Genomic DNA, 12,299 nt, shown 5'->3' with positions numbered 1-12,299 from the left:
CTATCTATAAAAAAACAAACGGCGGCCTATGCCGCCGTTTGCAGCAATATAAAAATCCTAAAGCCCGAAAATAGCCCGGTGCGTCAGTCCATTCGTCATGAAAAAAATCATGGGGACAGACAGCATAGTGTTGGTTCGTGACGCCAAAAAGGCAACGCGTCGGGCGCGCGCCTTGGATGCATCATCGGCCGGAACCAATCCCAGAATTTTTTTCTGGTTAGGCCAGATCAACACCCACACATTAAACAGCATGATGGTGCCCAGCCATGCACCCAATCCAATCGCGGCGTAGTCAGCCTGCAATGTAAACGCAGGAACAAACGCCTTGCCCAGCAAGGCAGCGCCTGCAAGCCACGTGACGACAGCCGCCCATCGAAACCAAAGCAGCGCTCTCGGCGCCACATGCTTGCTGATGCCGGCTGCGGTGCCATCGGCAGCGGCGTCTTTTAAGGCAGGCACCTGCACAAAATTAAAGTAGTAAAGCAGACCGACCCAGGTAATGCCTGCCCATACATGTATCCAGCGTGCGAAACCCGGCATCAAATCCATGTTCACACCCCGGCCAATATGAAGTTTTTAAGAAAAACATACAGCACCAGGGTCAGGATCACGCCTGAAACAAGGGTGCCGGAAATCGAATCCAGGGGATTTTTCATTGGCCGTTTCTCTGTAAAAAATCGTTGCACATCAAGAGTGTTGAGGTTAGCGCAAAACAGCCGATTAAGCAACATTCGACGCCTGATCCGAGGCTTTGCACTTGCATGTTTACCATAAAAAATTCCGCCCTCCCCATCTGCACAACAGCTAAAATTCTGCTTGAAAAAATATCCCATTCGGGCAAAATCCCAAGTCCGCCGTTTTATCTGCATTTCGCATTCAATCAGTCACTTCCAACCACTGTTCGCAACCTATGGCTTCCCTTGTCTCCGTCAATTTGCCCCGGCCTGCTGTTTCGCAGCTGCCGATTGCCTGGTATACCGACCCCGAGATTTACAGGCTGGAACAAAAAGTATTATTTGCACATGCGCCTCAATACATCGGGCATGAGCTGATGACGCCACACCCTGGCGACTATCACACCTTGGCGTGGATGCAAGAGGGTCGCGCCTTGGTTCACAATCAGAACGGAATTGAGCTGATCAGCAATGTATGTCGGCACCGACAGGCCATCATGCTGAATGGCCGCGGCAACACGCATCATATTGTCTGCCCCTTGCACCGCTGGACATACAACCTCAAGGGCGAATTGCTGGGTGCCCCACATTTTCCTGACAACCCTTGTTTACATTTAAACAAAACCTCGCTGCAGCATTGGCAAGGCTTGTTATTTGACAGTCCAAGGGATATTGCGCGCGACTTGCGCCAGTTGGGCTGCAAGCAGGATTTCGACTTTACCGGCTACATGCTTGATCGCGTGATGGTGGAAGAATATGCCTTCAACTGGAAAACCTTTATCGAGGTTTATCTGGAGGACTACCATGTCGGCCCCTTCCATCCTGGGCTGGACAAGTTTGTGGACTGTGAACAGCTGAACTGGGAGTTTGGCGACTGGTACAGCGTACAAACCGTAGGCGTAAAGCATTCGCTGCAAAAATCCGGCTCCCCCACCTATCAGCGCTGGCAGGAGCAGGTATTGCAGTATGGCGAACAGTCTGCACCCAAGTATGGCGCCATCTGGATGGTGTATTACCCCTTCCTGATGATCGAGTGGTACCCGAATGTGCTGGTCGTGTCGCACCTTATTCCTCGCGGGGTGGATGCATGTACCAATGTGGTGGAGTTTTACTATCCGGAAGACATTGCCTTGTTTGAACGCGAGTACGTAGAAGCTCAGCAGGCGGCCTACAATGAAACCGCAATTGAGGACAAGGAAATCTGCCAGCGCATGCACGATGGTCGTCGCGCCCTGTTTGCACAAGGCTTGGACGAACACGGCCCTTATCAGCACCCCATGGAAACCGGTCTTGAGCACTTCCACCTCTGGATGCGCAAACAGTTAGACCCCCACCTGTGAATCTTTTCCGCCTGATCAGGCAATGGCGGCTGGGTAGCCTGTGGATGCTGGTGGCCGCATTCTTCTTTGCCATTATGGGCGTCCTGGTCAAGCTTGGGGCTCAAAAATTCAGTAGCGCAGAACTCGTGTTCTACCGCTCATTTTTTGGACTGGTGTTTATATACGGCCTCACCCGCATACGCCATCAATCCCTCGCCACCCCCCTGCTCGGAAAACATATGTGGCGGGCGGTGCTTGGATTTATTTCACTCCTCCTTTTCTTCTACGCAATCAGTGAGTTGCCTCTGGCGACGGCCACTACTCTGAATTACACCTCTCCGCTTTTCATGGCTGCACTTGCTCCGTTTTACCTGGGAGAGAAATTCCGTAAAATCCTGTTCGCTGCCATTGCATTAGGATTTATCGGCGTCACCCTGCTGCTCAAGCCCAGCATTCATGCAGATGAGCTGATTGCGGGGGCGCTTGGCCTGACATCCGGAGCGCTAGCTGGAATTGTCTACATCCATGTGACCCAGCTTGCGCGGGCGGGCGAACCCGACTGGCGCACTGTATTTTATTTCACACTGGTTTGCACACTGGGCGGCGGCTTGTGGATGCTGATACATGACTTTCATCGTGTTGGCGGAGAAGATCTGCTGCTCCTTATTGGGCTAGGTGTTTCCGCTACCATAGCCCAGCTTGCATTGACGCGAGCCTATCGCACAGGCAATCCACTGATTGTTGGCAGCCTGGCCTACAGTACCGTCGTCCTCGCCAGCCTGTTTGGCATCATTATCTGGCGAGAAACCCTATCTTTGGATCGCTGGTTTGCGGTGGCCATCATCGTGCTGAGCGGCGTGATTAGCGTCACATCGCGCAAACCGCAAGGTAAGGGCTAAAAGCGCGTTTACTCAAACTGGACAAGCACTTGAAGAAAGATTAGTCTTCATCCCAATATACCAACCGGGTTTCTCAACGTTGCCATCTGATCGTGAAAGCATGGGTCGCCTTGCAGGCAAACTTGTCTTGCCTGGCCTCGTTTTGCTACTCACAGGCTGCATGGGCGGGCCCTTCGCTCAGCAGATCGCTCAGTCAATCGCGATGCGCAGCCTTGATAAAACGACATCTGACGCATACGACAACTACTTGCTGAAGCAGGATGAAGCAAGCCGTAGCCTACCTCTCAAAGACACCGAACCGGATGAGTACTGGGCAAGTTTTGTGACTTCTGGCTTTTCAACGGTAGAAACCGTTAAAGAACCTTTGCCGGACTATCGGCAGGCCTCCATCAACACCCCATCCGCCTCAGGCCAAGTTATTGCAAATGACACGACGCCTGCTGAGCCCGACAGCAAAATGCAAGCCGCGGTGATGCAAAGCAAACTGGTACGCGTGGAGTTATGGAATCTGCTGATTGGCGATGAAAAGCGCTCTATTCTGGAAAAAGCCCGGCTCATGGGAGCAGAAAGTGTTCCGCCGACGACCGAGTGGCAGCATTGGCAACTGGCGACAGGTGCTCCTGTAGGAGATCACCACCAGCCCATCACCTTCCTGATTCCACCCGATTTCGGACGCATGAAGAGTGGCGATTATGCCGTGGTGGAAGTGGCCGGCGCAGGCGAACTGAATGTCGCCCGCTATGCCAGCCATTAAGTCCATTTAAGGGTCAATCAGGCCCGAGCGCATGGCAATCAGGGCAATTTCAGCCGAGTTATTGGCGTTCAGCTTCTGCTTGATATTGTAGAGATGCGTCCCCACCGTGCGCGGCGAAAGACTAAGGGTCTCGGCAATATCATTCGTGGTTTTCCCTTTGGCCAAGGCAATGAATACTTCAAACTCACGATCTGAAAGTACATCCACAGGATTGGCTTCACCAGACAACTGCTGAATCGCCATTTGCTGGGCGACGGTCGCTTCGAGATAGCGCTTGTTACCGGCTACCGTGCGTATTGCCTTGATGAGCTCTTCAGCTGCACTGCGCTTGGTGAGATACCCCATGGCACCTGCATTCAGCACGCGCTTGGGATGGACAGAGTCCTCATGCGCAGACAACACCAGCACCTTCGCCGAACTATCCTTGGCCATGATGCGCTCAATAGCCTCCAGGCCACCTATGCCCGGCATCGTAATATCCATCACAACGACATCCGGACGGTGCTCCATATAAAGCTTGATGCCCTGTTCGCCATTTTCAGCTTCGGCAATGACTTTGATATCAGAAGCCGACTCCAGCAACATCTTGAATCCCATGCGCACCACGGCATGGTCGTCAACCAGCATGACCTTGATGGGCTCGCTCATGCTTCACCTCGACCAGGAATGGCGACGATGATCTGGGTTCCCTGCTCCATCAACGAGTCCACGCTGAATGTCCCATGCAGCGCCTGCACACGCTCACGCATGCCAAGCAAGCCAAAATGCTTGGATTGATCCACATTACATATATTCATGCCCACACCATTATCCTGTATGGAAAGCTGCAATGCGCCTTCCGTTGTTTTTATCAAGCGTATATTAATCTGGGTTGCCTGCGCATGCCGCAGCGCATTGGTCACCGACTCTTGCACAATACGGAAAAGATTAATATTCAGCGTTTCCCCTAAGTCATCCAGCGAACCTGATAAGTTCAACGTGAAGCGTACATCCGGGTGCTGCCCCTGCCAATTGGTAATCGCATCGCGCAGCGTTTCTGACAAGCCAAGGTTATCCAGTGAGCCGGGCCGTAACTGGCGGATGATGTTGTGCATGCCATCATAAATATGATTAGCCGCCGCCACTATCGTTTGCGCATTGGCAGCAATATCTGGCATGGCCTCCGTGGTTTTGTTGGAAATACCTACCGCAAAGGTCTTGATCGCGGTGACATATTGCCCCAGTTCATCGTGCAACTCGCGTGCCAGACTGCGCCGCTCATCTTCAATATGGTGCTGGATCAACTGCGTCAGCTGACGATTCTCCTCCAGCCGCAAGGCCGCCTCTTCTGCCTGCTTGCGTTCGGTAATATCCCGCATGCTGCATATTTCGCCTATCACCTCGCCAGAGTGGGGATCCACCAGTGGCGCCGCCGTCAGGGAAATATCCCGTAATTTGCCATCCCGCGCCACACGCTGCGTATCGTGGTTTTCCACTTTCTGCATTTGCTTGATGGCAGCAAAATTGGACTCCAGTTCCGCTTCATGCCCTGCAGGGATAAGGATAGCCGCTGACTGTCCGATAATATCCTCAGGCGCATAGCCGAACATGCGCTGCGCAGCCGCATTCCAAAATGAAATATTGCCATCAAGATCATGAATCATGATGGCATCCGCCGTCTGTTTAACGATCAGTGCCAGGCGACGGCTTTCATCGGTGCGTGCCAGCAGCGACTCCCCCATCTGGTTGAAGTTATGGGCAATTTTGGAAAACTCGGGAAGCTTGAATTCAGGCAAGCGCACCGTTAAATCCCCCTGCTCCATCTGGTTGATGGCCTTGAGCATAGGCTCGACTGGTCGCAACCAACGCCCCAGCATCCAGTACACCATGGCATTCAGTACAATAAAAAAGCCCAGATTAATCCAGAAAAGATTACTCAAGCGGCTCCATGCCTCACGAATGGCACCTCCCGGGTTGGACACCACCACCAGCATGCCAAACCGGATACGACGCATCACGACTTCCTGTTCAGGCTCGATCAATTTGACGAACCAACGAGGTGGATTTTCATCCGAGCGATATTTGGAGGGAGGAGACTTGAATAGCAGATTGCCGTGCAAGTCATAGAGAATGATTTCATTGCTACGGACATGCCCCAACGAAAGCAAAAAGCGATGCATGACCTCATGGGTGTAACCCCACTCAGGATTCTGATACGAACTCAGAATCACGGTATCCAGCAACTGCACGGTAACGCGTGTAGCTGCCTCCACACCCTCCTGGGTGGAGGCCTTCATGCCGCGGATGATGACAAACCCGACCACGCCCATAAATACGAGCAGCAACAAGGTAATCAGCAAGTTCAATCGAAATCGTAGACTCATAAATAATCCATGCGGGATGATTGTCTAGCACACCAGCTTCTTAGAAAGAGTCGTAAATCATGCCACATACCGTGAACTTTGGGGAAATCACCCTTGTATGGGACAAGGCTTTGCAGGCAACCTGTTCACATTGCATTAAAACGTACAGTTAACCTTTGGAATGCAAGGCACGTTCCCTGCAAGAGAAATGCGAATGGTAGAGCGTTAGCAAAAACGAGGGATGGAAAAATCAGCAGAGCAGCTAGAAGCGACTTCGTAACAAAATGGTTAGCGGCAGGAAATTTTCAAGACAAGGCGTTTCATCATGACAATTTCTCGCCTGAACTACACATCGCAATGATATGCCTTCATGTGCAATTCAAGCGAGGAAATTCAGCATTATTAAAGGCAATGAATGGATTAGACCGAATTACGTGAACGACGGCCACCTTCAATAACCAAACCCGTGCGCTTGGCTTTGGCAATCAGCATAAGAATGTCAGCCACTTTCACCTTGTTTGCCTTGGCTGCAAAATCTACTGCATCAGCCACTGCGCCAAGACCTTCACTGCTCATACTCAACTCAGGCTTCTCTTTCTTAGGAGCTGAATTTTTAAGCTTATTTAGCTTTTCTTCAAGATCTTTAATCATTTCTTCTTTTGTTCGGCGTTTATAGTTGGCCATTCAATTCTCCTTGATTATTTTGGTAGGGATAGTATTAAAACTGGTTTTTATGTGGATTACTGCGGGAGTAACAAGTTCCAGTCGAAGCAACAATAATGGCCTTTTTTTATTTCTTAATCAAGTGCGAATAATTATTGATGGTTATAGAACCCATTTTTATAATATGCAGCGTTTTTGTCGCCCGCATTTGGCAAGTCAATCAGAAGGGAAGGAACAAAAACCAAAGGGATAGGGCACACACAGAAAACAAATCATCAATAACGACATAAACATATGATTTAAATTTAATTTTTAAAAACCACCTTCCACACCAAACTGGCTTTTACGGTCACTCGACCTAACAAACCTCAACGCTGAGAATACAAATTATTCTCCATAAAGGTGTTTTGACTCTTCTCCCATGATTTGCGCAATTTCATTATGTGTGTCATCAATTGTCTTCATCAATACATCATTTATTTTAAAATATTCATTGATCTGGTTGAGATACAGCCTTAGCTTTGATGAGCTATATCCCTGAGACTCGACACGATCTATGATCTGCATTGCCTCTGAATAATAGAAGGGGAACAACTCTCGCTCGCGTGGATTAAACTTGCATTCATCAATACAGCAGACAAGCTCCGCCAAATGATCAAACAGCCTGAAATTATCGTAGTCCAATTATCGACTCCTGCGAAATATCCGATTGATATCAACTCAATCAAGTCAAATAAGTACCCAAATATCTAATTTTTTCTGGCAAGCTCTTTATGGTCTCCCGAAGCCACTTTGCGTGTCGACAAGAAACATTGCGCTCTCATGACACCCGTGCTGGAGATTTTATCTGCCAGTGATGTGCATATGGCCTCAGATTCAATACCATCAATAATCATGGGTTCTGTTAAATGTGCATTAACACTCCCGACCAGATAAACCAACACAATATAAAGATTCATTACTACCCCCCTTAAGATTGAGCCTCGCATTCAAAGCAACGATAACTAGCCTGCACGACCGTCATTTACTCAAGCACACACAAACTCACGCCTGCTTCTCTACCCAAGAACCATAAAAAGACAACTCGTTACGCTGCGCCCTTCTTGCTACACATCTCATCTAAAAATGCGCTGCCTTTTGAAGAAATCGGAATGGAATAAAGTAAAACAGTGTCATGATCTTGGCACTGTTGATTCAGATAGTAGTAGATTGATCAAGCAGGAGTAATTACCCCTAAGGGCAGCGATTTATGGCCAAAATCAAGCCGGCTCAAGAGCCATTGATCTTTTGATTGGCTTATCAATATGCATGCATATATTTCTGATGAAAACAGAGGCAAATCAGTCAGTCTCGACAACGTCCGATTAGTTATTTGATTGAAACTTGCCTCCAAACCTCAACTTTCGCGCCAAGTCGTCGTAATAAAAGTAATTGTTTCATTTTGATTGCCTGACCACCAACCCACTTGACCAATGGTCATTGATGCAGTGATTCCTCCATATCCACTGCCCGATTAAGCACTGAATTCCATATGTTTTGATGAGGTTTTATGAAATCCGCACTCTCCAACATGAGCATACGTTTAAAAATCGCCTTGATTGTGACGGTAGTTGCGATGATCGGTTTTACCGTCACCATCGCCACCATCATTAACAAATCCATGGATGTGGAAAAGAAAACGGCCCTGAAGCTTGTCGATGAATCCGCATTGGTGGGTCGGGAACAGGCGCAGGAGATACTGGACAGGGCCATGGTGACGGCGAGAGCAAACGCCAGGAGCATGCTGGCAATGAAAGCCACCCATCAGGAAAGCCGCGCAGCAGTAGATAACTTGCTGGCGAATTCTCTCCGACAAAACCCGGATCTGGTCGGCGCATGGACGCTGTGGGAGCCCAACGCCTTTGATGGCAAAGACAAGGAATTCGTAAATACTGTCGGCCACGACGCTACTGGCCGATATATCCCTTACTGGAACAGTGGGAGCGGCGCTGTCATTCTCGAGGCTCTGGTGGATTACAACACACCAGGCGCTGGCGATTACTATCTGCTCGCCAAGACTTCCGGCAAGGAAACACTGCTTGAGCCTTATATGTACAAGATTGCGGGCAAAGATACCCTTATTACCACCATTAGCATCCCTATACATTACAACGGGGCTTTTGTTGGAGATACAGGTTTTGACATTCCACTGTCTGGCATGCAGGCGATCGTCAGCGCCATCAAGCCCTATGACGGCAGTTATGCTGAATTGGTTACTTATGGCGGCAATTACGTCGCCAGCGCCAAACCGGAAGACATAGGCAAACCCATCGCGCAGCATGGCGATACAAAAGCTGTGCTGCAAAAAATTCAGGCAGGCACTGCCTTTAGCCACATGGATAAGGATGCCTCAGGCACATTGGTATACCGTACCTACGCACCGATCAAGGTAGGTGATAGCGTTACCCCCTGGTCGCTGGTGCTGACCGTGCCCATGGATGTGGTGATGGCGCAGATCCACGCCATCCGCAATATCGCGATTGTGGTGGGCATCGTGTCGGTGATTGTGCTGGTCGGCATTCTGTATTTCTTTCTCAACCGCATGGTGATCAGTCCATTGCAGGAGAGCGTCGGCAGCATCAAGCGTTTATCCAAAGGCGACTTGTCGGCAAAAATCACCGTGCGAGGCACCGATGAAATGGCAGCGCTCAATGGCTCCATGGCGCAACTGGGTAACAATATCCAAACGCTGATTTCGCAGATGACAGTGATGAGTGAAGCGCATGATAGAGGTGATACGGATGCGCGAGTCACTGAAAGCAACTTTGAAGGCGCATTCCGGGATCTGGCACATGGCGTCAACACCATGGTGCACGGTCATATTGAGCTCAACAACAAAGCCATGCAGGTAGTGAAGGCCTTTGGCGAAGGCAATTTTGAAGCACCTCTTGAGCGCTTTCCCGGTAAAAAGGCCGAGATCAATCACACCATTGAGCAAGTACGCAGCAATCTGAAGAGCCTGATTGCGGATGCGGACATACTGGCGCAGGCCGCCATTGCGGGGAACCTCTCCACACGCGCCGATGCAAGTCGTCATCAGGGCGACTTCCGCAAGATCGTCGAGGGCGTCAACCACACGCTGGATGCCGTCATAGGTCCGTTGAATGTCGCTGCGCACTACGTGGATGCCATTTCCAAAGGCAACATCCCTGCCAAGATCACCGATGACTACAATGGTGACTTCAACACCATTAAAAACAATCTTAACCAGTGTATAGATGCCATCAATGCCATGGTGGCAGACACCGCCATGCTGGCCGATGCTGGTGCCCAGGGCCTGCTGTCAACCCGTGCAGATGCCAGTCGCCACCAGGGAGATTTCCGCAAGATTGTAGATGGCGTCAACAACACGCTGGATGCCGTGATCGGACCACTGAATGTGGCCGCCGATTGCGTCAAGCACATCTCGCAAGGGCATATCCCGCCTGCCATCACTGAAGAATATCAAGGCGACTTCAATACCATACGCCAGAACCTGAACACCTGTATCAGTGCGATCAACGCGCTGGTGAAGGATGCCGGTATGCTGGCCGATGCCGCCCGCGATGGCCGGGTATATGTCCGTGCCGATGCAACAAACCATCAGGGCGATTTCCGCAAGATCGTGGAGGGCGTGAACGAAACACTGGAGATGATCGCCACGCCTATCGTCACCGTTAAAGAAGCGGCAGAAACCATCAACACCGCCGCCAACGAGATTTCCAAAGGCAATATCGATCTGTCGCAGCGCACCGAGGAGCAAGCCTCTTCACTGGAAGAGACAGCTTCCAGCATGGAACAGCTTGCTTCCACCGTGAAGCAGAACGCGGAAAATGCCAAGCAGGCCAACCAGCTAGCCATGACCGCTACCAGCATTGCCGAGCGCGGCGGTGAGGTCGTTGCGGATGTGGTGAATACCATGGCCGCCATCAACGAAAGCTCGCAGAAGATCGAAGACATCATTTCCGTCATCGATGGCATTGCCTTCCAGACCAACATCCTGGCATTAAATGCAGCCGTCGAAGCCGCCAGGGCTGGTGAACAGGGGCGTGGCTTTGCTGTGGTGGCAGGCGAAGTACGCAATCTGGCGCAACGCTCAGCGGTAGCAGCCAAGGAGATCAAGGAGTTGATCGCAGACTCCGTGGGCAAAACCACCGAAGGTACACGTCAGGTAGAAAACGCGGGCAAGACCATGGAAGAAATCGTCAACTCGGTCAAACGCGTGTCCAATATTGTGGGCGAAATCACCGCCGCTTCCATCGAGCAAAGCTCGGGCATCGATCAGGTCAACAAAGCGGTCACGCAAATGGACGAGGTCACCCAGCAGAATGCAGCATTGGTGGAAGAAGCCGCCGCCGCTGCCGAGTCGCTCATGGAACAAGCCAATAATCTGGTGGAATCCATACGCCAGTTCAAAACCTCTGAGAGCGACACCGGCCGCGCCAGCGCAGCGCCCGCCCGTCTGCCCAGCCCCAAGCCGTTCCGGGCAGAGAGTGGCGGACGATCTGCGGCCCCCTTGCGCGTTGCCGTTAAAGCCCCTGACGAAGGCGACTGGGAAGAGTTTTAACCCTTGCACAAGACCTCCCGCGCGGAGGTCTTGTTATTTGGGGAGGCGCGATGCGCGCCGAATCGGGTATGCTGCTCACATTCCCGATGGAGAAGGCTACATCATGTCACTCAAGCACAGCCTGGATGCACTGCAATCGCTGCTGGCAAGTCAGTTGCCCTGCCCTGTCATCAGTGGCCGCCCCGAGCAGAGCCTCGGGCTTTATCTTTTTCCATGGCACATCCATCAACCGACACAACTACGTGCTATCGGCGCGTCCGAGTCGGCTCACAGGCCGTGCAGCTTGAGTGTGGTGTTATTGCCAAAAGCAGATTCAATAGTGACATCGCTTGATTTGCTGGATCAAGCCATGACAGCTATTCAAGCCCAACCTATTCAGACCTGTGTGGATGGGAAGGTGCATATCATCCTGGATGCCTGGTCCGCAGAAACCATGATGCAATTTTTTACCGCAGCAGGCTTACCGCTGCAATGCGCCCTCGCCTGCGAGTTGCGCCTCAGCTAAGTTTCTATAACAACGCAAAGGGAGACGTCATGCAACACTGGTTCAGCAAACTCAAGGGCGACCATGCCGCCCTGCCACCTCGTGCACCCGGCAAGGCGATTGCGCTTGCCTGGCTGGGCGGTTGCCTCGCCATTGGCGTGATTGCCGCGCTAGCGGAGCACTGGTCACTGGCATTGGTGCTGGGATCGTTTGGTGCGAGTTGCGTGCTGGTGTTTGGCTACCCGGATGTGCCCTTTTCGCAGCCTCGCAACATTATTCTGGGTCATGGCATCAGCACTGCTACCGGCTTGCTCTTTCTCACCCTGTGCGGCCCCCACTGGTGGGCGATGGCGCTGGCAGCAGGCACGGCCATCGCATTGATGATGTTCACGCGAACTGTTCACCCGCCCGCAGGCTCCAATCCGGTAATCGTGTTTCTGCTGCAACCCGGCTGGAGCTTCCTGTTGTTGCCCACGCTGACCGGTGCCTTGATACTGACACTGGTTGCATTGCTCTACAACAATGCAACGCGGCCGGGGAATTACCCCAAATACTGGTAAGCCAGGCTAGCGGGTGGAG

The 12,299-nt window shown here is 51.4% G+C and carries 13 protein-coding genes; 6 read left to right on the top strand and 7 right to left on the bottom strand.

Going from position 1 to position 12,299, the window contains the following annotated elements; genetic code table 11:
- Nucleotides 1-57: 57 nt before the first annotated feature.
- A complete protein-coding gene (locus tag LG203_RS02800; RefSeq protein WP_230344404.1) occupies nt 58-549 on the bottom strand; it encodes a urate hydroxylase PuuD in 492 nt (163 codons plus the stop codon).
- Nucleotides 550-551: 2 nt separating this feature from the next.
- Nucleotides 552-869 carry a hypothetical protein gene (locus LG203_RS02795; protein ID WP_230344403.1) on the bottom strand — a complete coding sequence of 106 codons (318 nt, stop codon included), beginning with the start codon at nt 867-869 and terminating at the stop codon, nt 552-554.
- Between the two features lie 41 nt (nt 870-910).
- Here LG203_RS02795 and LG203_RS02790 point away from each other — a divergent pair, with 41 nt between their 5' ends.
- The 3 genes from LG203_RS02790 to LG203_RS02780 all read left to right on the top strand — a co-directional run bounded on the left by LG203_RS02790 (nt 911) and on the right by LG203_RS02780 (nt 3,646).
- Entirely contained in the window at nt 911-2,014 is a 1,104-nt protein-coding gene (locus LG203_RS02790; protein ID WP_230344402.1) for an aromatic ring-hydroxylating oxygenase subunit alpha, read from the top strand.
- Nucleotides 2,011-2,892, top strand: a complete 882-nt coding sequence (locus tag LG203_RS02785) for a DMT family transporter (protein ID WP_230344401.1) — start codon at nt 2,011-2,013, stop codon at nt 2,890-2,892. The genes LG203_RS02790 and LG203_RS02785 overlap by 4 nt, the downstream gene beginning before the upstream one ends.
- Before the next feature lie 202 nt (nt 2,893-3,094).
- On the top strand, nt 3,095-3,646 hold the full coding sequence (locus LG203_RS02780; protein WP_230344400.1) for a hypothetical protein: 552 nt from the start codon (nt 3,095-3,097) through the stop codon (nt 3,644-3,646).
- Nucleotides 3,647-3,652: 6 nt separating this feature from the next.
- Here the strand turns inward: LG203_RS02780 and LG203_RS02775 are convergent, their stop codons facing one another.
- The 5 genes from LG203_RS02775 to LG203_RS02755 form a co-directional block, all read right to left on the bottom strand.
- A complete protein-coding gene (locus LG203_RS02775) occupies nt 3,653-4,294 on the bottom strand; it encodes a response regulator (protein WP_230344399.1) in 642 nt (213 codons plus the stop codon).
- Nucleotides 4,291-6,009 (bottom strand): PAS domain S-box protein, encoded by a 1,719-nt coding sequence (locus tag LG203_RS02770; protein WP_230344398.1) that lies wholly within the window; start codon nt 6,007-6,009, stop codon nt 4,291-4,293. Before LG203_RS02770 ends, LG203_RS02775 begins: the two co-directional genes overlap by 4 nt.
- Nucleotides 6,010-6,408: 399 nt before the next feature.
- A complete protein-coding gene (locus tag LG203_RS02765; protein WP_230344397.1) occupies nt 6,409-6,672 on the bottom strand; it encodes a hypothetical protein in 264 nt (87 codons plus the stop codon).
- Between the two features lie 366 nt (nt 6,673-7,038).
- Entirely contained in the window at nt 7,039-7,335 is a 297-nt protein-coding gene (locus LG203_RS02760; protein ID WP_230344396.1) for a hypothetical protein, read from the bottom strand.
- Between the two features lie 65 nt (nt 7,336-7,400).
- Entirely contained in the window at nt 7,401-7,610 is a 210-nt protein-coding gene (locus LG203_RS02755; RefSeq protein ID WP_230344395.1) for a hypothetical protein, read from the bottom strand.
- A gap of 590 nt (nt 7,611-8,200) precedes the next feature.
- On the opposite strand from LG203_RS02755, the gene LG203_RS14400 reads away from it, so the two are divergent.
- The 3 genes from LG203_RS14400 to LG203_RS02735 all read left to right on the top strand — a co-directional run bounded on the left by LG203_RS14400 (nt 8,201) and on the right by LG203_RS02735 (nt 12,280).
- Nucleotides 8,201-11,236, top strand: a complete 3,036-nt coding sequence (locus LG203_RS14400; RefSeq protein ID WP_328486383.1) for a methyl-accepting chemotaxis protein — start codon at nt 8,201-8,203, stop codon at nt 11,234-11,236.
- A gap of 103 nt (nt 11,237-11,339) precedes the next feature.
- Nucleotides 11,340-11,741 (top strand): hypothetical protein, encoded by a 402-nt coding sequence (locus tag LG203_RS02740; RefSeq protein ID WP_230344394.1) that lies wholly within the window; start codon nt 11,340-11,342, stop codon nt 11,739-11,741.
- Nucleotides 11,742-11,770: 29 nt separating this feature from the next.
- Nucleotides 11,771-12,280 carry an HPP family protein gene (locus LG203_RS02735; RefSeq protein WP_230344393.1) on the top strand — a complete coding sequence of 170 codons (510 nt, stop codon included), beginning with the start codon at nt 11,771-11,773 and terminating at the stop codon, nt 12,278-12,280.
- The last annotated feature ends 19 nt before the right edge of the window (nt 12,281-12,299 follow it).

Origin of the sequence: Methylovorus mays, assembly GCF_020531915.1 — a bacterium.
Lineage (GTDB): Bacteria > Pseudomonadota > Gammaproteobacteria > Burkholderiales > Methylophilaceae > Methylovorus > Methylovorus mays.
Note: the sequence above shows the minus strand (reverse complement) of the source record. Positions and strands in the feature narration are given on the sequence as shown.

Coding starts and splice junctions, on each gene's coding strand:
- LG203_RS02740 (WP_230344394.1), top strand. CDS start 11,340: ATGTCACTCAAGCACAGCCTGGATGCACTGCAATCGCTGCTGGCAAGT.
- LG203_RS02780 (WP_230344400.1), top strand. CDS start 3,095: ATGCGCAGCCTTGATAAAACGACATCTGACGCATACGACAACTACTTG.
- LG203_RS02765 (WP_230344397.1), bottom strand. CDS start 6,672: ATGGCCAACTATAAACGCCGAACAAAAGAAGAAATGATTAAAGATCTT.
- LG203_RS02795 (WP_230344403.1), bottom strand. CDS start 869: ATGCAGATAAAACGGCGGACTTGGGATTTTGCCCGAATGGGATATTTT.
- LG203_RS02775 (WP_230344399.1), bottom strand. CDS start 4,294: ATGAGCGAGCCCATCAAGGTCATGCTGGTTGACGACCATGCCGTGGTG.
- LG203_RS02770 (WP_230344398.1), bottom strand. CDS start 6,009: ATGAGTCTACGATTTCGATTGAACTTGCTGATTACCTTGTTGCTGCTC.
- LG203_RS02800 (WP_230344404.1), bottom strand. CDS start 549: ATGGATTTGATGCCGGGTTTCGCACGCTGGATACATGTATGGGCAGGC.
- LG203_RS02735 (WP_230344393.1), top strand. CDS start 11,771: ATGCAACACTGGTTCAGCAAACTCAAGGGCGACCATGCCGCCCTGCCA.
- LG203_RS02755 (WP_230344395.1), bottom strand. CDS start 7,610: ATGAATCTTTATATTGTGTTGGTTTATCTGGTCGGGAGTGTTAATGCA.
- LG203_RS02790 (WP_230344402.1), top strand. CDS start 911: ATGGCTTCCCTTGTCTCCGTCAATTTGCCCCGGCCTGCTGTTTCGCAG.
- LG203_RS14400 (WP_328486383.1), top strand. CDS start 8,201: ATGAAATCCGCACTCTCCAACATGAGCATACGTTTAAAAATCGCCTTG.